Below are 20,692 nucleotides of genomic sequence, written 5' to 3'. Positions count from 1 at the left end.
TAGGTTCTATAAGATCAAGAAATCTGAAACCAACAGCGATTACAGGAACATTTTACATACCTGCCCTACCATCCTTTCAATAATTCAACTTTTCTAGTTCTATCGATTCCCCCCGGTTCATAGATTGGGAGTATAAGAGATCACAGAGAGCGGGGACATGAGCTTCGAGTGTGCCGCTTCCCCGCTGAAGCCGAGGAGGACTCCGATATGAACAACCGTAAGTTTCGCATCTGGAATGTTGCCAGACTGAGACGAAATGTGATGGAAGGTTTGAGCATGGGCAAAACGCTGATCGTTCTGATGCTGGGCTCTCTCATCTTTTTTATTTTGCTGGGGCTCGGGGGGATGGCGGAGCAGCGGCTGAACAGCTCGCCTGTGTCTTCGATGAAGGGGCTGGCCGCTTCCCTGTCGAGTCACTTTTTTATTGATATGATCGGGATGGAGATGCCGCATATGGCCGCTTCCAAGGAAGATTCCAGCTTCTCCGGGGAGAAGATGTCGACCTTCGTATTTCAGCTGTTGACGAGCGTGAATCCGAGAGATCCGAAGAGTCTGCTCGCCGGTGAGCTGCCGGGGATGAGAGCCAATCAGCCGGTTCAGCTGCATAGCGGCTCCGGCAATGAAGACGGGGAAGCGCCTGCGGATTATCGGCCGGACACCGCCGAGGGGGCGGCGGACCCGGGAGAGAACCCCGAAGCAAATCCGGGCGGGAATCCGGATAACGGCGAGCAGCCGCCGGAGGCGGGCGAGGATAACGGACAGGAGCACCAGAACGGCGGCGAAGCCGGACCGGGTGAAGGCGAGGGCCAGGGAACGGACAGTAAAAACGAGCCTGGAGGCACATCCAAGAATGGACAAACGACCGAGGGCAAGAAGGCGGTGCTGATCTATCATTCCCATCCGCAGGAAGCCTACAATCCGCTCCTCACCCATCCTTCGGACAATCCCGGCGCCGTGTCGCCGAGCAAAAATGTCATGCTGGTCGGCAGCTTCATGGCGAAACGCCTCGAGGCCAACGGAATCGGGACGCTGCACGACAAAAGCGACTATCAATCGACCGTCGAAGGCTATAACTATAATTATTCCTACAAATACTCCAGGCAGACGGTGGTCGAAGCGATGGGCCGTCACGATGATTTGACCTATCTGATCGATATCCACCGGGATTCCCAGCGCTACAGCAAAACGACCGCTACCGTAAACGGGGTCAATTACGCCAAGGTGTACTTCATTATTGGACATGCCAACGAGAACTGGAGAAAGAACGAGGCGTTCGCCAGCAAAATCAATGAGAAGCTAGAAGCGTCGTACCCAGGCATATCACGCGGCGTGTGGGGCAAATCGGCCGACCAGGGGAACGGGGAATATAATCAGTCCCTGTCGCCAAACAGCATTCTGATCGAGATCGGCGGAATCGACAATACGAAGGAAGAGCTGCAGCGAACGGCCGAGGTGCTGGCCGATATTATTGCCGAGGTGTACTGGCAGGAGCAGGAAGCGAAGAAAGCCAGCGTGAAGAAGGACGCCAAGGCCGATAAGCTGTCGGCCTCGGCAGGCCGGAAGGACGGTACGGCGGCTTCCCGGAACGATGAACGGAAAGCCGGGTAAAAACTGGAGGAGGGGACTCTGATGTCAAGAACGGGGAAACGATTCGTGGCTCTGCTCATATGGACAGGCATCGGCATACTGATCGGCATGCAGCTCGGCGGGGAAAAAGCATCGCCCCCGGCGGGCGGCATTCAAACGGTGCAGCAAGTGCACCAGGAGCCTGCTGCCGGGCAGTCCGAAGCGGGAACGGCGGCTGAAGGCAGCGGCTGGGGCGGCGTAAGGAAGTCGCCTCCGGCTTCCGTACAGAACGAGGAGGCGGAGATCCGGCCCGAGTTCGAGCCGCTGCCGCGGGACATCCTCCTTCCTGAACGCTCAAGCCCTCCGGCCGATGTGCTGGCGGACAAGACGGCAGGCCTGCTTCAGGAGCTGTCGAATCAGAGCATCCGCTGGGTCGTATCGATGTTCGGATCCATTGTGGAGTGATGCGCCGTTTCGGCAGCCGAATCTCGGGCAGCCGCGCCTTAGCCATTGCTGTGCATCCCCTCAACTGGTATAATAAATTGATTCAAACATCTGGTGGTTGTTGGGGGTTAGCATGACGGACGTACAAGTAAGACAACAAAAAATTCGTAACTTTTGTATTATTGCACATATAGACCATGGTAAATCGACGCTTGCGGACCGCATTTTGGAGTTTACGGGCGCGCTGACCTCGCGCGAAATGCAGGAGCAGGTCCTTGATCAGATGGATCTGGAGAGGGAGCGCGGCATCACCATCAAGCTTCAGGCTGTACGCCTGACCTATAAGGCCGATGACGGCGAGGAGTACATCTTGAACCTGATCGATACTCCGGGACACGTCGACTTCACGTATGAGGTTTCCCGAAGCCTGGCTGCCTGCGAAGGCGCGCTGCTCGTCGTCGACGCTGCTCAAGGAATTGAAGCACAGACGCTGGCCAACGTATATTTGGCGCTGGATAACGATCTTGAAATTTTGCCGGTCATTAACAAAATCGATCTGCCTAGCGCCGACCCGGACCGCGTCAAGCAGGAGATCGAGGATGTGATCGGTCTGGACGCGAGCGAAGCGGTGCATGCTTCCGCCAAGGCCGGCATCGGAATCAAAGAGATTTTGGAGCAGGTCGTGCAGAAGGTTCCGGCACCTGCGGGCAGTCCCGAAGAGCCGCTGAAGGCGTTGATCTTTGACTCGCATTACGACCCTTACCGGGGCGTCATCGTATATGTCCGCGTCATCGACGGCAGCATCAAGGCCGGTTCGATGATCAAGATGATGGCGACAGGCAAGACCTTCGAGGTCATCGAGGTCGGCGCGTTCAAGCCGCGCATGAGCATCGTGGACGAGCTCAACGTCGGCGACGTAGGCTTCATCGTGGCCGGCATCAAGAGCGTTGGGGATACCCGCGTCGGTGACACGGTAACCGATGCGAAGCGTCCGACGGCCGAGCCTCTTCCAGGCTACCGGAAGATCAACCCGATGGTATTCTGCGGTCTGTACCCGATCGAAACGTCGGATTACAACGATTTGCGCGAAGCGCTGGAGAAGCTGCAGCTTAACGATGCGTCCTTGAGCTTTGAACCGGAAACCTCCAGCGCGCTTGGCTTCGGCTTCCGCTGCGGATTTTTGGGCCTGCTCCATATGGACGTCATCCAGGAGCGGATCGAGCGCGAATTCAACATTCCGCTGATTACGACGGCGCCGAGCGTAATCTACCGCGTGACGCTGACCAACGGCGATCAGATGCAGATCGATAACCCGTCCCACTATCCGGAGATCGGCAAGATCGATTATGTGGAAGAGCCGTATGTCAAAGCGGCCATTATCGTCCCGAATGATTATGTCGGCGCGATTATGGAGCTGTGCCAGGGCAAGCGCGGCGAATTCATCAACATGGAGTATCTGGATACAACGCGCGTAACGATTACGTATGAAATTCCGCTGTCCGAGATCGTGTATGATTTCTTTGATCAGCTGAAGTCGAGTACGAAGGGCTATGCTTCGTTCGACTACGAAATCTCCGGATACCGCAGATCCAACCTAGTGAAGATGGATATTCTGCTGAACGGCGAGCAGGTTGACGCCTTGTCCTTCATTGTGCATAAGGACCGCGCTTACCACCGGGGCCGTGCGATCTGCGAGAAGCTGCGCGAGCTGATTCCGCGCCAGATGTTCGAGGTGCCGATCCAGGCATCGGTCGGAACGAAGGTTGTTGCCCGCGAAACCGTCAAGGCGATGCGCAAGAACGTCCTCGCGAAATGCTACGGCGGCGATATTTCCCGTAAACGGAAGCTTCTGGAGAAGCAGAAGGAAGGGAAGAAGCGGATGAAGCAGGTTGGTAACGTCGAGGTGCCGCAGGAAGCCTTCATGGCTGTCCTGAAAATCGACGATAAGTAGGGATTGGAACAAGCGAGGCGGCCGTGCCTGAGCGATCAGGCTGCAGCCTGCCATGCAACCTCATAATGCCTGTTTTGGGAGCTGAATGATGGGAAAGCCGGTTTTATGGCTTTCCTTTTCTTTCATTAGAACAGGTGCCGGGGACATAGTAAATGAAGTCTCCAGTCTGGCAAGCATAGAAGGGGCGAATACGAAATGACATATAACCAACGAACGGAAGCGGTGTACATCCATATTCCGTTCTGTACGAATAAATGCTTTTACTGCGATTTTAATTCCTACGTCCTGAAGGATCAGCCGGTTATGGACTATCTGCGGGCGTTGGATCACGAAATGGAATTGACGGTCAAGGCCCATCCGCCGGGGGCGATCAAGAGCATCTTTGTGGGCGGGGGAACGCCGACGGTTCTGAAGCCGGATGAAATGGAGTATTTTCTGCAAAGCGTAAAGCGGCATTTCCCGGTGTGGTCGGACGATATCGAGTTCTCGATGGAAGCGAATCCCGGGACAACGGACCCGGAGAAGCTTAAGGTTATGCGTGAAGGCGGGGTTAACCGGATCAGCTTCGGCGTTCAGGCCTTCCAGAACAGCCTGTTGTCCGGCATCGGACGCATCCATGATACGGATGATGTATACCGGAGCCTGGATAACGCAAGAGCCGCGGGCTTTGACAACATGTCCATCGACCTGATGTTCGGCCTGCCGAATCAAACCTTGGAGATGCTGGCGGAAAGCGTGGATAAAGCGCTGGAGCTCGGGCTTCCCCATTACTCCATCTACAGTCTGAAGGTGGAGGAAAATACGCTGTTCCATACCATGTACCAGAAAAACCAGCTCCCGCTTCCGGATGAAGAGGATGAGCTGAACATGTATCTTCTATTAATGGAGCGCATGAAGGCGGCAGGCTATAAGCAGTATGAAATCAGTAATTTTGCGAAGCCGGGCTACGAGAGCCGCCACAATATGACGTACTGGCGCAACGAGGATTATTACGGCCTTGGCGCCGGTGCTCATGGTTATATCAACCGCCAGCGCCACGTAAACATAAAGGGAGTGAACCCTTATAATGAAGCGGCCAAAACCGGGCTGCCGCGGCTCGAAAGCTTCGAGGTATCGAGAGAGGAAGCGATGGAGGATTTCTTGATGGTCGGACTCCGCGTGCTGGACGGTATTTCCCGGAGTCGATTCGAGCAGCAGTTCGATGCTTCGCTGGATGAGGTGTTCAAGCGCCCTCTGAGCAAAATGGTGAATGCAGGCTTGCTTGAAACGACGGAGGATGGCTACAGGCTGAGCCAAAAGGGCATCCTGTTCGGCAATGAAGTGTTCGCCGAATTTATCGGCACCCTGTCGGCAAATTAATCTATTGAACTTTTATGCGCTTTGTTGTATATTTATCCAAGACATATGACGGAGCGTGCAAAGGGGAGACGTGGATTATGCCGGCGGTATGCAGAAAGGCCAGATTAGAGGATGTTGAGCCGCTGTATCAGATGATTCAAGGCTACGCCGAGAAAGGAATTATGCTTCCTAGATCCAAAGCGGTGCTCGAGAAGCAGATTGGGGAATTCGTGGTGGCGGAAGCGGAAGGCAAAGTCATCGGCTGCGGTTCGCTGTGCCAGCTCGGGAACGATTTAGTAGAAATCCGCTCGCTCGGGATTTCGGAAGGTTACAAGGGACAGGGAATCGGTTCCATGCTGGTGGATTCGCTGCTGGAGGAAGCCAAGCGCCGGGAAATCCCGAAAGTAATGGCCTTGACATATGAAGTGTCCTTTTTCAAGAAAAATGGCTTCGCCGTCGTCGAGAAGGAGATTTTTCCGGAGAAGGTGTGGACCGATTGCATCCACTGCAAGAAGCAGCACGCCTGTGACGAAATAGCTGTGCTTAAAGTACTGAACTGACTTGACAATCCTCAGGTCGGTTTGGTATTTTTGTTATATCGGTTAGCACTCGCTGGCGATGAGTGCTAACGATGGAAGGTACGCAGTCTACAAGGAGGGGAGCGACATGTTAACTGATCGTCAGCGCTTGATATTGAACGCTATTGTGGATGACTATATCCGTTCGGCGGAGCCGGTTGGTTCAAGAAGCATTTCTAAACGCGGGGATGTGGGCTACAGCCCGGCAACCATTCGCAACGAAATGGCTGATTTGGAGGAGCTCGGGTTTCTTGAGCAGCCCCATACGTCGGCAGGGCGGATTCCGTCCCATAAGGGATACCGTTATTATGTCGATCATCTCACCTCGTCGTTTTCCTTGAATCCTGAGGAACTGCATATGATGAAATCGTTCTTTGCGGAAAAACTGAACGTCATGGAGCAGATGATTCAACATGCTGCAGGTATTTTGTCGCAGATGACCAATTACACTTCCATCCTGCTGGGACCGGAAGTTTTTCATACGTCCTTACGCCACTTCCAGCTTCTGCCTCTAAATGAAGGCCAGGCGGTTGCCATTATCGTGACCAGCACGGGCCAGGTAGAGAATAAGATCGTGTCGATTCCGCAAGGGGTTTCCGTGTCGGAATTGGAGCAGGTGGTCAATCTCCTTAACGAGAAGCTGGTCAATGTTCCTTTGTATAAGCTAAAGACCCGGCTCTATACGGAGCTCGGGGCAGAGATGCAGCGCCACATCGCGCATTACGAAGAGCTGATGAAGGTGCTGGACATTGCGCTCGAGAACGAGCCCGACCACCGCGACGTGTATCTCAGCGGTACGACCAATATGCTGAACCAGCCGGAATTCAAGGATGTCGACAAGGTTCGAGACATCTTCGAGCTTCTTGAGCAGACGCCGGCATTGATGAAGCTGATGGCACCGGCACCGGGAGAGCATGGCGTGCAAGTACGAATCGGCACAGAGAATACGCATGAAGCGATATCCAACTGTAGCCTGATTACGGCTACTTATTCTATAGATGGCAAGGCCGTCGGCTCCATCGGCATACTGGGGCCGACGCGAATGGAATACGCAAGGGTGATCGGCATCTTGAACGTGTTGTCCCATGATCTGACGAAGCTGCTGTCACACTGGTATAGATAAAGGAGCGAGCCTTATGAGCCAAGGACAACACAGCCATGTGGACGGCGATGAACGATATTCAACGCTGCTGAACAACAGCAATGCCGTCCGGGCCGTCACATCCGCTGTGGAAGGGACGCTCGGGCCCAAGGGTCTCGATGTAATGCTGGTCGGCCCGCGCGGCGAAGTGGTCATTACGAACGACGGCGTGACGATATTGGACAAAATGGACGTAAGCCATCCGGCAGCCCGCCTGTTGATCCAGGTGGCCCGCGCGCAGCAGGAGAAGATCGGAGACGGCACCACGACGGCCACCATTCTTGCCGGGGCGCTGGTTCAGGAGGGCGTCTCGCGCATTATTCGCGGCGTGCCGGCTTCCAAGGTTGTCGAAGGGATGCGCCAAGGGATCGACCGGGCGCTTGAACTGCTGTCCGGCCGCGTCCGTGTCATTGAAGGATTGGACGACCCGCTTCTGGAACGCACGGTCTATGTCGCCGGGCGGGAGCGCAAGGATATCGTTGCGCTCGTTATGGAGGCGGCGCGCAAGGCCGGGATGCAGCGGCTTCACGATCCATCATACTCGCTTGCGGACAGTATAATTGCGCTGGAGAATGCCGACAATGAGGTGTTCGAAGGGGTCCTGCTTCGGCAGAAGCCGATCTTTACCCGCGATTACCTTCAGTACAGCGATGCGAAGGTGCTCGTGCTGCTGGATGCGCTTGAGCCTGACGAGCTGGATGAAGAGGTGCTGACAACGGAGGCGGGCTTCGCGCAGTATATGGATCTGCGGGATCGGTTTGCTGCCGATCTGGAGCGTTTGTCCGCATTGTCGGTGAAGCTGATCCTGCTGGAGAAGGGCATTCATCCTGATGCGGAGCAGTTCTGCCTGGATCACGGAATCATGGTCGTACCGCGCGTATCGCGCGCGGATTTGAAGCGAGTCTGTGACATGACGGGGGCGACACCTATACGCCGAAAGGCGTTACATAAAGATTCGGAGCAGCTTGCTGCTCTTCTTGGTGACAGCCCGCGCGTCGCTTATGATGAAGCGATCGGCAAAATCAGGCTGGCCAGCGGCCACAGGGAGCGGGTCGTGACGGTGATCGTAGGCGCGAGCACCTCGGAAGTGGTCGGCGAGTCCGCACGAATCGCAGGCGACGCGGCCTCGGCCCTTCAGGCCGCCATTACCGGCGGCGTGCTTCCGGGCGGCGGAACGAGCGAGCTTGCCGTATCCTACGCGCTTGAGCGGATTCGCGAGGCGCAGAAGGGGATGGAAGCTTTCGGATTCGAAGCCGTGTCCGCAGCGCTGCGCAAGCCGATGTCCCAGATTCTGCTGAATGCGGGTTACAACCCGCTGGAGAAGATGGAAGAGGTGCGTGCTGCGCAAATCCGTTCGGGCTCCGATTCCATGGGGCTGGACTGCGACACCGGCACGGTCGTCGACTATGAGGAGCTGGGCGTGCTGGATCCCGCGCCGGTGAAGCTTCACGGGCTGCGGGCTGCAGGAGAAGTGGCGGCTGCCGTCCTCCGGATTCATCATGTGATCAAAATGAAAGAAATCAACGAATAGGCACCTTAGAGAATCAGGAATCGGATGACCAGAAACGATGGGGAACACAGCCGGCGGGCATGCAACAGCGGGCTTACAATATGAAGGAGGTGGACGCGTCTTGAATAAAGAGCAGAAGGATGCCGTTCAAGATTCAGTAACCGAAGAGATGGAGCAACAGATGGAGGAAACGCCAAGCACGGAGGAAGAGGCAGTTCACGAGGAGGCCGTTGCCGGCGCGGATCAGGAGGACGCTCCTGCAGATCAGCCTGAGGAAGGCCAGGGCGATGCCCATGCCGCCGAGATCGCGAAGCTTCAGGCCGAAGTTGCCGAGCATCAGCAGCGTGCGCTGCGTGCGCAAGCGGACTTTGATAACTTCCGCAGACGTACGCAGAAGGAGAAGGAGGAGCTGGCAAAGTATGCTTCGTCGAAGCTCATTGTCGAGCTGCTGCCTGTCATTGACAACTTCGAGCGGGCCTTCCAGGCTGCCGATGACAGTCCGGAGTTCGAATCGTTCTCCAAAGGAATCAGCATGATCTTCCGCCAGCTGGAATCGGTTCTCGAAAACGAAGGCTTGAAGGCGATGAACAGCGTAGGCGAGCCGTTCAATCCCGAGTTCCATCAGGCCATTATGCAGGTGGAGAGCGATGAGCATGAGGAAGGCATCGTTGTCGAGGAAGTGCAGAAGGGCTACATGCTGAAAGATAAAGTGCTTAGACCTGCTATGGTTAAAGTGAGCATGTAAGCGGCCGATCGCTTGGCCGTTTATGATATATAGCAAAGCTTGAGAATCTCATGCGGATTTCGTGTGAATAAATAAGGGAGGATTTTTTACATGAGTAAAGTTATTGGTATTGACCTTGGAACCACCAACTCCTGCGTCGCGGTTATGGAGGGCGGGGAGGCTGTCGTAATTCCTAACCCGGAAGGCGGACGGACGACCCCTTCGGTTGTAGGCTTTAAAAAGGACGGAGAGCGCATTGTCGGCGATACGGCTAAGCGCCAAGCGATCACCAACCCGGACCGCACGATCATTTCGATCAAGCGTCATATGGGTACCAACCATAAAGAAACGATTGACGGCAAAGAGTATACGCCGCAAGAAATTTCCGCGATCATTCTGCAAAAGCTGAAATCCGACGCGGAAGCTTACCTGGGCCAGCCTGTAACCCAAGCGGTTATCACGGTTCCTGCATACTTTAATGACAGCCAGCGCCAAGCAACCAAGGACGCAGGCAAGATCGCCGGTCTTGAAGTGCTTCGTATCGTTAACGAGCCGACAGCTGCGGCTTTGGCGTACGGCATGGAGAAAGCGGAAGATCAGACGATCCTCGTGTATGACCTCGGGGGCGGTACGTTCGACGTTTCCATCCTGGAACTCGGCGACGGCTTCTTCGAAGTAAAAGCAACCAGCGGTGACAACCAACTGGGCGGCGACGACTTTGACCAAGTCATCATCGACTATCTGGTGGCCGAATTCAAGAAAGAGCAAGGCATCGATCTGAGCAAAGACAAAGCGGCGGTTCAACGTCTGAAGGATGCTGCGGAAAAAGCGAAAAAGGAACTGTCCGGCGTGCTGACAACAACGATTTCCCTGCCGTTCATCACGGTTGCTGACGGCGTGCCTCAGCACCTTGAAGTCAACCTGACCCGCGCTAAATTCGAAGAATTGTCCGCGGATCTTGTAGAGCGTACGCTTGGACCGACTCGCCAAGCACTGAGCGATGCCGGCCTGACGGCGAACGATATCGACAAGGTCGTTCTTGTCGGCGGCTCCACCCGGATTCCTGCCGTACAGGAAGCCATCAAGAGACTGACAGGCAAAGAGCCGCACAAAGGCGTTAACCCGGATGAGGTCGTAGCCCTCGGCGCAGCTGTTCAAGCAGGCGTATTGACCGGTGACGTGAAAGACGTGGTGCTGCTTGACGTAACTCCGCTGTCCCTCGGCATCGAAACGGCTGGCGGCGTATTTACGAAAATGATCGAACGCAACACGACGATCCCGACAAGCAAATCCCAAATTTTCTCCACGTATGCCGACAACCAGCCTAGCGTTGAAATTCACGTCCTGCAGGGCGAGCGCGAAATGGCGGCGGGCAACAAAACGCTCGGACGCTTCATGCTTGGAGATATTCCTCCTGCCCCTCGCGGCGTGCCGCAAATCGAAGTTACGTTCGATATCGATGCGAACGGTATCGTTAACGTTTCGGCAACCGATAAGGGAACCGGCAAGAGCCAGAAGATCACCATCACTTCTTCCAGCGGCCTGAGCGACGAGGAAGTCGAAAAGATGATGAAGGATGCCGAGCTTCACGCAGAGGAAGACCGGAAGCGCAAAGAGCTTGTTGAGGCTCGCAACAATGCCGACCAGCTCGTATACACGACCGAGAAGACCATTAAAGACCTCGGCGATAAAGTCGACGCTTCCGAAGTGGAGAAGGCGAACGAAGCGAAAGACAAGGTGAAGAAGGCGCTGGAATCCGACAATCTGGAGGAGATCAAAGCCGCTACCGAGGAGCTGACCCAAGTGGTGCAGCAGCTGTCCGTGAAGCTGTATGAGCAAGCCGCGCAAGCGCAGCAAGGCGCTGAAGGCGGAGATGCCGGCACTGCGAACAAGGATAACGTCGTAGACGCTGACTACGAGGTTGTTGACGAAGACAAAAACAAAGGTTAATCTGAATAGATTGCATGGGAAGGTCAAAGCTGCGCATCTTCGCACTTTGACTTTCCTTTTGCCCTAGGAATCAAGAAGAGATGGGGGTGAAACCGTGGCTGATAAGCGTGATTATTATGAGGTACTAGGTGTCGGCAAGCAGGCATCGGAGGATGAGATTAAGAAGGCGTACCGGAAGCTCGCACGCCAATATCATCCCGATGTCAACAAGGCGGCTGACGCGGAAGCCAAATTCAAGGAAGTGAAAGAGGCTTACGATGTATTGAGCGATAGTCAAAAGCGTGCGAGATACGACCAATACGGTCATATTGATCCGAACCAGGGAATGGGCGGAGGCGGTTTTTCCGGTGACTTCGGCGGTTTTGGAGATATATTCGATATGTTCTTCGGCGGCAATGGACGCCGTGATCCGAATGCGCCTCAGCGGGGGAACGATCTGCAGTACACGATGACGGTGGAGTTCAAGGAAGCCGTATTCGGCAAGGAAACCGATATTACGATTCCTAGAACGGAGACATGCGATACCTGTCACGGTTCAGGAGCGAAGCCGGGAACGAAGCCGCATACCTGCTCCGTCTGCCACGGAACGGGGCAGCAGGAGGTCGTGCAGAATACGCCGTTTGGCCGTATGGTCAATCGTCGCGCCTGCTCGAACTGTAACGGAACCGGGAAAATCATCAAGGATCGCTGCGGCACCTGCGCCGGCAGCGGCAAGGTCAAGAAGCAGCGCAAAATTCATGTCCGCATTCCGGCGGGTGTGGATGACGGCGCCCAGCTCCGGATGACCGGCGAGGGCGAAGGCGGTCTGCGTGGCGGCCCGGCGGGCGATTTGTACATCGTCATTCGCGTGAAGCCGCATGATTTCTTCGAGCGCGAGGGGGATGACATCTATTGCGAAGTGCCGCTGACATTTGCCCAAGCAGCCCTTGGCGACGAGATTGAAATCCCGACCTTGACGGAGAAAGTTCGGCTCAAGATTCCGGCAGGAACGCAAACCGGAACCTTCTTCCGCCTGAAAGGCAAAGGGGTCCCTCGCCTGCGCGGCATGGGACAGGGCGACCAGCACGTCAAGGTGGTCGTTGTTACCCCAAGCAAACTGAGCGAGGAGCAGAAGGAGCTGCTGCGTCAATTCGCGTCGCTTGAAGGCGAAGAGACCCATGAGCAGGAGCAATCCTTTTTTGACCGTGTGAAAAAAGCGTTTCGCGGCGACTAGCCGAAAAGCCGGCTTAGCGGGCTGCTGTCCTCTTTCAGTACTTGCCGTATCGAAGCGCTGACAGCAGAGCAAGCAATGAGAAACCGTCCTTTTTGGAGTGGAGGCATGAGGCCCCTGCTCGAAAAAGGGCGGTTTTTTTGTGCATTCCTCCCTTCATCGCCAGGCGCTGTCCTCGAAAGGAATAAAAGGGGCGAGCGCGAAGCAACCTAGGGAAGGTTCGTTCCGGAAGCAGCGGATAGTATCTAAACGAAATGCAGGTGAAACCATATGGCTGAAAAAAATATTTTGGCTTATTTCAAAAGCCCGGAGGAAGCTCAGCATGCCCAGCGCAAGCTGCAGTCGCTCCGCGTTGCCGATATGTCGATCGACCGCTTCAGCGCCTATCCGGGCGGGGAGCTGAATGGCCCGATGCACCCTTTGACAGGGGATATTACAAGCTTGACCTCGATGACGCAGAATTCGGCGCTGTCGAACCGGTCTGCGGGCATCCTTGGTGCGGCCGATCCTTCCGCCAGCGGGATGAGCGATGGGGGGCAGGACGGAACGCAAGGACGGGATATCTTGTTGACCGTCGTTCTCGACGAAGGCATCTTTGACCAGGCCATGCGCCTGATTGAGGAGTCCGGCGGGATGGTGTAAGCCGGAGGAGCGTCCAGGGCTTAAGGCAAGAAACAACACGTGACAAGGAGAGATGCGCGTATGATGAGACGTGTGAAGAAAGGCAAGATCGCCAGTAAGACGGAAAAAATGATCGCGCTGCAATCCGCCAAAAATGAGGATGTGGAGTTTTCGGCGATGGCAGCCGATCTTGACGATGTGGAGGCGCTTCGCCGAAGCGAAGCCGCAGACGAGCGCCAGCTGAAGAAGATCCTCGAAGAAGAATAATCGGCAAGAGGGCCGCTTCCGGGCCATTTTCCTCCATGCAGCCCGAAGACGCCGTTCGCCAAGAAAAGCCAAAGCCCACTTCCGTTTCGCTTAAGCGAAGTCGGCATGTAGGGCTTTTTTTCATGGTTACAAACAGCGGTCTTATGCATGATCTGGGCCTACCGTCTTTCGAGTCGGACATTTTATCCGCAAATTTTGTATAGAGCGTCCTCAATATAGTACAATGATAGTTATGTACGAATGAGGAGGAACAACTGTATATGCTATGGCGTGAATTAACGATACATACCACGGAGGAAGCCGTGGAGATGATTTCGAACTTCCTGCATGAAGCGGGTGCGGGAGGCGTTTCGATTGAAGAATCCGCCGCAACGAAGAGAAAACGGGACACTTCGTTTGGACAATGGTTCGATGAGATCGTCCCTTTTAATGATATTCCGGAAGGGTGCGCCGTCATTAAAGGCTATTTTGACGAGACCGTCATGCTGGACGAGATCCAAGCGCTTATCGCCCCCCGGGTGGAAGAACTGAAGGATTTCGGGATAGATACGGGCGATGTGCGCTATGAGATGAAGACGGTCAACGAAGAAGAGTGGGCTACGGCCTGGAAGCAGTATTTCAAGCCGATCCGGGTGTCGGAGCGCTTGACGATCAAACCGACATGGGAGTCCTATTCCCCCGAATCCCCCGAAGAGCGCATCATCGAGCTGGATCCCGGCATGGCGTTTGGAACCGGGACGCATCCGACGACAACCTTGTGCCTGCGCACGCTCGAGAAGGTGATTGAAGGCGGCGAAGAGCTCATTGACGTCGGCACCGGCTCCGGGATCTTGTCGATCGGGGCTGCTTATTTGGGGGCTTCCCGCATTCTTGCACTGGATCTGGATCCGGTGGCTGTATCCAGCGCCACGGAGAATGTCCGCCTGAATGGCCTGGAGGACCGGATCACCATCAAGGAAAGCGATCTGCTCTCTGTCCTTACAGACGGTTCTTCAGGGGACGAGCTGGGTGTGGAGCTGCCGGTTCAGGTGGTCGTCGCCAACATTCTGGCCGAGGTCATCCTGCTGTTTATCGATGATGTGTACAAGGCCTTGAAGCCGGGCGGCATCTATATCGCATCAGGGATCTTCAAGAACAAGGAAGAGATCGTCGGAAAGGCGCTTGTAGAAGCAGGCTTTGAGATCGCTGACATAAACCGCGATGACGACTGGGTTGCTTTCGTAGCGAGGAAGAACTGATATGGATTTCTTGGATCAGCTGCTGTATTTCCCGTTGGAGCAACTGCCGTTCTACTTGATTGCGCTCATGATCGCCTTTACCGTGCATGAATTTTCTCATGCTTATTTCGCGAATAAATTCGGTGACCCTACCGCTAAGCTGCTGGGCCGGGTGACGCTGAATCCCGCGGTGCACTTTGATTTTCTGGGCATCGTCCTGCTGCTGATTGCCGGATTCGGCTGGGCAAGGCCCGTACCGGTCAACCGGGGGAACTTCAGTCATCCGCGGCGGATGAGCATCATCGTGGCTGCCGTCGGTCCGCTCAGCAACTTGCTCCTGGGCATTGTCGGTTCGCTGATTTACGCGGTGCTTTATATATCCGGCGTGATAGATCCGATCGGCATCACGCGGACGGATCAGGCGATTCATATTTTTTTCAATGTGTTCATCCAGCTGAATTTCTTCTTATGCTTGTTCAATCTGATTCCGCTGCCTCCGCTTGACGGATATCGGATCGTCGAGAATGTGCTGCCGCCTCGGATCAGCGCCAAGATTCAGCGGTTCGAGCAGTGGTCGATCCTCATATTTCTGCTCATTATCGTGCTGCCTATGCTGCAGAAGTATACCATTGCGCCTCTTTATCTCGGGGCACGTGCCTTATCCATCGACGTTTTGAATATATTTATTACATTGTTCGGGGGTTAAATCCTCTTATAATGCTCTGGTCAGTTGCCAGGAAAAGTTGTATCATGATGTTTGGCGATTTTGCAGTTAGGTGAGGATAGAAGATGCAGCGATATTTTGTGACTCCCGGACAGTTCGCGGGAGACCGGGTGGAAATTACGGGCGATGACGCCCGCCATATTATTAAGGTTATGAGGGGCAAGCTTGGCGACAAGTTCATCGTCAGCGACGGTGAGTCGCGAGAGGCCCTGGTCGGGATCGAAGAAATGGACGGTACCTGCGTGCAAGCCGCCGTGATTGAGGAACTGGAGATGAAGAACGAGCCGCGTCTGGCCGTAACCATTGCCCAGAGTCTTCCCAAGGGCGACAAAATGGAAACCGTCATCCAAAAGTGCACGGAGATCGGGGCCGTATCCTTCGTTCCCTTCCTGTCGGAGAGAACGATCGTTCAATACGATGCCAAGAAGGAAGGGAAGCGGCTTGCGCGTTGGCGCAAGATCGCTAAGGAAGCAGCCGAGCAGGCGCACCGCAACCGGATTCCTTCCGTGGAGCAGCCGCTTTCGTGGAAACAATTGCTTGCAACGTTTTCGGACTACGATGCGGTATACTTTTGCTACGAGAAAGAGGAAGGCTCCCAGATCGGGGATGCCTTAAAGCCCTTTGTAGCACGGGCCCTGCAAGAGCCGCTTGCCCGGGCCAGCCTGCTCTTGGTCGTTGGACCGGAGGGCGGCTTTACCGAGGAGGAATCCCGTGCGGCCGAGGCGGCAGGGGCTGTTTCCGTCGGCTTGGGCCGCAGAATTCTTCGCTGCGAGACGGCCGGCATGGCCGCGCTTGTCTGCGCATTATACGAATCTGGAGAAATGGGGGGAGTTTGAATATGCCATCCGTAGCGTTTTATACGTTGGGTTGCAAAGTCAATTTTTACGATACCGAAGCCATATGGCAATACTTCAAAAACGAAGGCTACGAGCAGGTGGATTTCGAACAAACCGCTGACGTTTATTTGATTAACACCTGCCACGTTACGAATACGGGAGATAAGAAGAGCCGGCAGATGATCCGGCGGGCGGTTCGCCGCAATCCCGAGGCGATTGTCGCCGTAACGGGCTGTTATGCCCAAACCTCGCCTGCCGAAATTCTGGATATTCCAGGCGTGGATCTGGTTATCGGCAACCAGGACCGCGACAAAATTATGGATTTCATTCATGATATTGAAAAAACGCGCCAGCCGATCAATGCCGTGCGCAATATTATGAAGACGAGAGTATTTGAAGAGATGGACGTGCCCGATTTTGCCGAGCGCACGCGTGCATTCTTGAAAATCCAGGACGGATGCAACAATTTCTGCACATTCTGCATCATTCCTTGGTCCCGCGGGCTTTCCCGAAGCCGTGATCCGAAGAGCATTATCAAGCAGGCGCACCAGCTGGTGGATGCAGGCTACAAGGAGATTGTCCTGACAGGCATTCATACGGGCGGATACGGTGATGATCTGGAGAACTACCGATTGTCCGATCTGCTCTGGGATCTGGACCGGGTCGACGGTCTGGAGCGCATCCGGATCAGCTCGATTGAAGCAAGCCAGATTGACGACAAAATGCTGGACGTGCTGAACCGTTCCAGCAAAATGTGCCGGCACCTGCATATTCCGCTGCAGGCGGGCGATGATACGGTGCTGAAGCGCATGCGCCGCAAATACACGACGGAAGAATTCTATAACAAGATGGGACTGATCCGTCAGGCGATGCCGGATGTCGGCATTACGACCGATGTCATTGTCGGATTCCCCGGCGAAACCGATGAAATGTTCCGTAACGGATACGATCTGATGAAGGCGATCCAGTTCTCGGAAATGCATGTGTTCCCTTATTCCAAACGTACGGGTACGCCGGCTGCGCGGATGGAGGATCAGGTGGACGAGGACGTGAAGAACGCCCGCGTGCACGATCTGATCGACCTGTCGGAGCAGCTGCAGCTTGCTTATGCCGAGCGTTTCGTCGGCCAGGTGCTTGAAGTGATTCCGGAACGAGAGTACAAAGGTGCGCCAAATGGCGGTAAAATGCAGGGATACAGCGACAACTACCTGCAGCTTGTATTTGATGGAACGCCTGACCTCGAAGGGAAAATGTGCCGCGTGAAACTGACGAAGGCCGGCGTGAACGAATGCGAGGGCGAGCTTGTCAGCGTCATGGAGAGCGAGCTTAAGGCTGCTGCCCAATAATTCCCAATAGCCGCTATATCAGACAAGGATTTCATTTCCAGCTATCCGGAAGTGGAATCCTTGTTGTACATGAAGGAGGAAAGGGACATGGCACGGACGAAATTTTCTGCAGGCGGCGTCGTGTACCGTTATCATGCGGGAGCGCTGCAAATCCAGCTTATTTTGGATCGCTACGGGAAACATTCGCTTCCCAAAGGCAAGATGGAAGCCGGTGAAACGATCGAAGAGACCGCTCTCCGCGAAATCAGAGAGGAGACGGGAATTGTCGGCTCCATTACTTCCCCCGTGGACATTATCGCTTATAAATATCATCATCCCGTGTATGGACAAGTCAATAAAGAGGTTCATTATTATCTGGTCAAGGCTGAAGGCGGCAGCCTCAAGCCGCAGATCGAGGAGATCAACGGAGTCGATTGGTATGAACCGCTTGCCGCGTGGAGGAAACAGCGCAGCAACGGGTATAACAATAATGATATTATCCTGCGCAAGGCGCTAAAGCTGCTGAACGTTCCCATTCCGCCGGCGGAGGATATCACGTTTTAGGCTGCCGCCTGGACCAGAAGGGCAGGTAGCATAAAGGCAGTGCAAGAAGCGAGCTCAGGACGTTGAATAAGGTCTGGGCGTGCGCGATTTGTCCGGCAGGGTCGGCCGCAAGCCAGCCTGACACGGCGGTGAGCCAGCCGATGAACGGCGCGAACAGGAGCGCACCGCCGATATTCAGCCCCATATGGGACCATGCAACGAAACGGCCGGCAGGCGTGCTGCCCATTGCAGCGATCAAAGCGGTGACGCAGGTGCCGACATTGGCGCCGAGCACGATCGCAACGCCGATCTCGGGCGGAAGCGAGCCGCCGACCGCCAGGCCCATCGCCATCGCGATGACCGCTGCGCTGCTGTGCATGAGCGCGGACAGAATGGCGCCGGCAAGAATGCCCCAAAAGACGCTGCGCGAAGCATGGTCAAGAAACCATTGAAACAGGCCCAGCTCCTGCAGGGTAGGCCCGATGGATTGCATGAATTGGATGCCGAGGAGCACTAGCGCAAAGCCGGTTACGGCTAGGCATAAATATTGGCTCCGGACAAGCGACATCTGCAATTTATCATAGCCGGAAGGAACGCGCTGGCTGAACAGCACGGCCCCTACCCATAGCATGAGCGACAGCACGAGCAGCGGCATGGCGGCTCGTCCGATTTGAAGGCTGATGAGCTCGGTCGTCACCGTCGTCCCGATATTGGTGCCGAGGATGATGCCGAGGGTTCCGGCGTAGCTTAATAACCCGGCATTCGCAAATCCGATCGCAAGCACCGTCACCGCCGTGCTGCTCTGGAGGAGAGCCGTGACGGCTGTGCTGGCAGCCATGCCTTTGACGGGCGTAGAGGTCGCGATGCGAAGCCATTTGTGCAGCAGCGGCCCGGCCCAGCGTGAAAGCGCGGCTTCCATCACCTTCATGCCGAACAGGAACAGGACCAGGCCGTAGCAGATGGGAAACCAGAGTGAGGATAGCATGCGATTCTCCTTTTTTCGAAATGGGGATCGAGGTTTTTGTTAATACGTATATGACCCCGGGCGGACATGCATGCCTATGAATTGCCGCCAGGGATATCACACAAGGAGTGAACTACTAGTGCCATCGGTTATATTGGAGCGCAGTCGCAAGAAAAGATTGGAGCAGGGGCATCCCTGGGTATACAAAAGTGAGATTGCCTCCGTCACGGGCGATCCTGCCCCGGGCGAACTGGTTTCGGTGCTGAATCATCAGGGGCGGTTTATGGCGGCCGGTTATTATAACCCGCAATCGCAAATTACGGTGCGGATCGTGTCGTACCAGCCGATCGAACGGATGGACGAGGATTTCTTCGCCGCCCGGTTTGAGGAATGCAAAAGACACAGGGAACGGTTCATCGAGGGCGAGAACGCCTACCGCCTCGTTTATGGCGAAGCCGACTTTCTCCCCGGCCTGATTGTGGACCGCTTTGCGGACGTACTGGTCGTACAGCTGTTAACCTTGGGCATGGACAAGCGCCGTGATGAGATCGTCGGCGCGCTTGTCCGGGTCATGCAGCCGAGAGGGATCTATGAGCGCAGCGATGTGTCCGTCCGCGAGCTTGAGGGACTGGAGCAGCGCAAGGGTCCGCTGTATGGAGACTGTCCCCGTCACGTCGTCGTTACGGAGAACGGGCTGTCGATCAAGGTGGATACGTGGGAAGGGCAGAAGACCGGCTATTTCTTCGACCAGCGCGAAAACCGGGCTTCGATCAAGCCGCTGATGACCGGCTGGGGAAGCCGCAGCGGCATTACGCTTCAAACGATCGAGGAGAACGGCGAGACCAAGACCGTGCCGGTGAACAAGAGCGGGAAGGCGGTCAGCTTCCCGTATTGGGACGGAGCGACGGTGCTGGAGTGCTTTTCCCATACCGGGAGCTTTACCCTTCATGCCTGCAAGTATGGCGCCAAGAAAGTGACCTGTCTGGATATCTCGGAGCATGCGATTGAGAGCGCGAGGGAGAACGTCGAGCTCAACGGCTTTCAGGATCGGGTGGAATTCGTGGTGGATGACGCCTTCCAATACCTGCGCAATCAGGTAAAAGGAGTCGAGGAGCGGCAGCAGCGCGCGCAGGCGGACCAGAAGGTGGACACGTCGAAGCCGCTAACGGCAGGAGGGGGACGGACCTTTGATGTGGTTATTCTCGATCCTCCGGCCTTTGCCAAAACGAAGTCGGCCGTTAAGGGAGCCTGCCGGGGTTACAAGGACATTAACCTGCACGGCATGAAGCTGGTGAACGAGGGCGGTTATCTAGTGACGGCAAGCTGCTCTTACCATATGCGTCCGGATCTGTTCCTCGAGACGATCCAGGAGGCGGCCAGGGACGCCGGCAAGGTGCTGCGGCTGGTGGAATGGCGCGCCGCCGGCAAGGATCATCCACAAATTCTGGGCGTCGATGAGGGACACTACCTGAAGTTTGCGGTGTTTGAAGTGCGGAGCAAGACAAACCTGTAGCTGATCTTGACATAGAGGGATCCGGGGCCTGTTTTAGCGCAGTGGCGAGCTGTGCTGAAGCAGGCTCTTTTGTCGTTATCGGTCTCCACTGGGAATACAATCCAAACGTATGTTCCTTCCGCCGCCGCTTATGCTATACTAATAATCAGTATCCTGGTGATAGATTCGCAAATTGCGGACCGGGAATTCCAACAACAATGAATATGACATTTCAATAGATAGCAATAGCAGGCGTAGATCCCATGATGGTCAGTTTGACAGGTTCATAGG

Annotated in this window: 19 protein-coding genes; 18 read left to right on the top strand and 1 reads right to left on the bottom strand. The window is 55.3% G+C overall.

Going from position 1 to position 20,692, the window contains the following annotated elements:
• Positions 1 to 207: 207 nt before the first annotated feature.
• The 17 genes from BBD41_RS06320 (at position 208) to BBD41_RS06240 (ending at position 17,966) form a co-directional block, all read left to right on the top strand.
• Complete coding sequence (locus BBD41_RS06320) at positions 208 to 1,608, top strand: stage II sporulation protein P (RefSeq protein WP_099477029.1); 1,401 nt, start codon at positions 208 to 210, stop codon at positions 1,606 to 1,608.
• Between the two features lie 21 nt (positions 1,609 to 1,629).
• Positions 1,630 to 2,031, top strand: a complete 402-nt coding sequence (locus tag BBD41_RS06315) for a hypothetical protein (RefSeq protein ID WP_099477028.1) — start codon at positions 1,630 to 1,632, stop codon at positions 2,029 to 2,031.
• 112 nt (positions 2,032 to 2,143) lie between these two features.
• On the top strand, positions 2,144 to 3,961 hold the full coding sequence (gene lepA, locus BBD41_RS06310; RefSeq protein WP_099477027.1) for a translation elongation factor 4: 1,818 nt from the start codon (positions 2,144 to 2,146) through the stop codon (positions 3,959 to 3,961).
• A gap of 195 nt (positions 3,962 to 4,156) precedes the next feature.
• Entirely contained in the window at positions 4,157 to 5,320 is a 1,164-nt protein-coding gene (gene hemW / locus BBD41_RS06305) for a radical SAM family heme chaperone HemW (RefSeq protein ID WP_099477026.1), read from the top strand.
• 77 nt (positions 5,321 to 5,397) lie between these two features.
• Positions 5,398 to 5,859 carry an N-acetyltransferase gene (locus tag BBD41_RS06300; protein WP_077564925.1) on the top strand — a complete coding sequence of 154 codons (462 nt, stop codon included), beginning with the start codon at positions 5,398 to 5,400 and terminating at the stop codon, positions 5,857 to 5,859.
• A gap of 106 nt (positions 5,860 to 5,965) precedes the next feature.
• Complete coding sequence (gene hrcA, locus BBD41_RS06295; RefSeq protein WP_077564926.1) at positions 5,966 to 7,000, top strand: heat-inducible transcriptional repressor HrcA; 1,035 nt, start codon at positions 5,966 to 5,968, stop codon at positions 6,998 to 7,000.
• Between the two features lie 13 nt (positions 7,001 to 7,013).
• The gene (locus tag BBD41_RS06290) at positions 7,014 to 8,549 is read left to right on the top strand and encodes a TCP-1/cpn60 chaperonin family protein (RefSeq protein ID WP_077564928.1); all 1,536 of its coding nucleotides are present in this window, start codon (positions 7,014 to 7,016) and stop codon (positions 8,547 to 8,549) included.
• Positions 8,550 to 8,649: 100 nt separating this feature from the next.
• A complete protein-coding gene (gene grpE, locus BBD41_RS06285; protein ID WP_099477025.1) occupies positions 8,650 to 9,273 on the top strand; it encodes a nucleotide exchange factor GrpE in 624 nt (207 codons plus the stop codon).
• 90 nt (positions 9,274 to 9,363) lie between these two features.
• The gene (gene dnaK / locus BBD41_RS06280; RefSeq protein ID WP_077564931.1) at positions 9,364 to 11,202 is read left to right on the top strand and encodes a molecular chaperone DnaK; all 1,839 of its coding nucleotides are present in this window, start codon (positions 9,364 to 9,366) and stop codon (positions 11,200 to 11,202) included.
• Between the two features lie 94 nt (positions 11,203 to 11,296).
• Positions 11,297 to 12,415, top strand: a complete 1,119-nt coding sequence (gene dnaJ, locus BBD41_RS06275; RefSeq protein WP_007129390.1) for a molecular chaperone DnaJ — start codon at positions 11,297 to 11,299, stop codon at positions 12,413 to 12,415.
• Positions 12,416 to 12,682: 267 nt separating this feature from the next.
• Positions 12,683 to 13,054 carry a hypothetical protein gene (locus tag BBD41_RS06270; RefSeq protein ID WP_007129391.1) on the top strand — a complete coding sequence of 124 codons (372 nt, stop codon included), beginning with the start codon at positions 12,683 to 12,685 and terminating at the stop codon, positions 13,052 to 13,054.
• 60 nt (positions 13,055 to 13,114) lie between these two features.
• Complete coding sequence (locus BBD41_RS06265) at positions 13,115 to 13,300, top strand: YfhD family protein (RefSeq protein WP_007129392.1); 186 nt, start codon at positions 13,115 to 13,117, stop codon at positions 13,298 to 13,300.
• Between the two features lie 260 nt (positions 13,301 to 13,560).
• The gene (prmA, locus tag BBD41_RS06260; RefSeq protein ID WP_099477024.1) at positions 13,561 to 14,538 is read left to right on the top strand and encodes a 50S ribosomal protein L11 methyltransferase; all 978 of its coding nucleotides are present in this window, start codon (positions 13,561 to 13,563) and stop codon (positions 14,536 to 14,538) included.
• A gap of 1 nt (position 14,539) precedes the next feature.
• A complete protein-coding gene (locus BBD41_RS06255) occupies positions 14,540 to 15,223 on the top strand; it encodes a site-2 protease family protein (RefSeq protein WP_099477023.1) in 684 nt (227 codons plus the stop codon).
• 83 nt (positions 15,224 to 15,306) lie between these two features.
• Positions 15,307 to 16,077 carry an RsmE family RNA methyltransferase gene (locus BBD41_RS06250; RefSeq protein WP_099477022.1) on the top strand — a complete coding sequence of 257 codons (771 nt, stop codon included), beginning with the start codon at positions 15,307 to 15,309 and terminating at the stop codon, positions 16,075 to 16,077.
• A gap of 2 nt (positions 16,078 to 16,079) precedes the next feature.
• On the top strand, positions 16,080 to 17,423 hold the full coding sequence (mtaB, locus tag BBD41_RS06245; protein ID WP_099477021.1) for a tRNA (N(6)-L-threonylcarbamoyladenosine(37)-C(2))-methylthiotransferase MtaB: 1,344 nt from the start codon (positions 16,080 to 16,082) through the stop codon (positions 17,421 to 17,423).
• Positions 17,424 to 17,510: 87 nt separating this feature from the next.
• Positions 17,511 to 17,966 carry an NUDIX hydrolase gene (locus BBD41_RS06240; protein WP_077564940.1) on the top strand — a complete coding sequence of 152 codons (456 nt, stop codon included), beginning with the start codon at positions 17,511 to 17,513 and terminating at the stop codon, positions 17,964 to 17,966.
• Here the strand turns inward: BBD41_RS06240 and BBD41_RS06235 are convergent.
• A complete protein-coding gene (locus tag BBD41_RS06235) occupies positions 17,956 to 18,930 on the bottom strand; it encodes a Na/Pi cotransporter family protein (RefSeq protein WP_099477020.1) in 975 nt (324 codons plus the stop codon). The genes BBD41_RS06240 and BBD41_RS06235 overlap by 11 nt on opposite strands.
• Before the next feature lie 118 nt (positions 18,931 to 19,048).
• On the opposite strand from BBD41_RS06235, the gene BBD41_RS06230 reads away from it, so the two are divergent.
• Entirely contained in the window at positions 19,049 to 20,422 is a 1,374-nt protein-coding gene (locus BBD41_RS06230) for a class I SAM-dependent rRNA methyltransferase (RefSeq protein WP_099477019.1), read from the top strand.
• The last annotated feature ends 270 nt before the right edge of the window (positions 20,423 to 20,692 follow it).

Source organism: Paenibacillus ihbetae, assembly GCF_002741055.1.
Lineage (GTDB): Bacteria > Bacillota > Bacilli > Paenibacillales > Paenibacillaceae > Paenibacillus_AQ > Paenibacillus_AQ ihbetae.
Note: the sequence above shows the minus strand (reverse complement) of the source record. Positions and strands in the feature narration are given on the sequence as shown.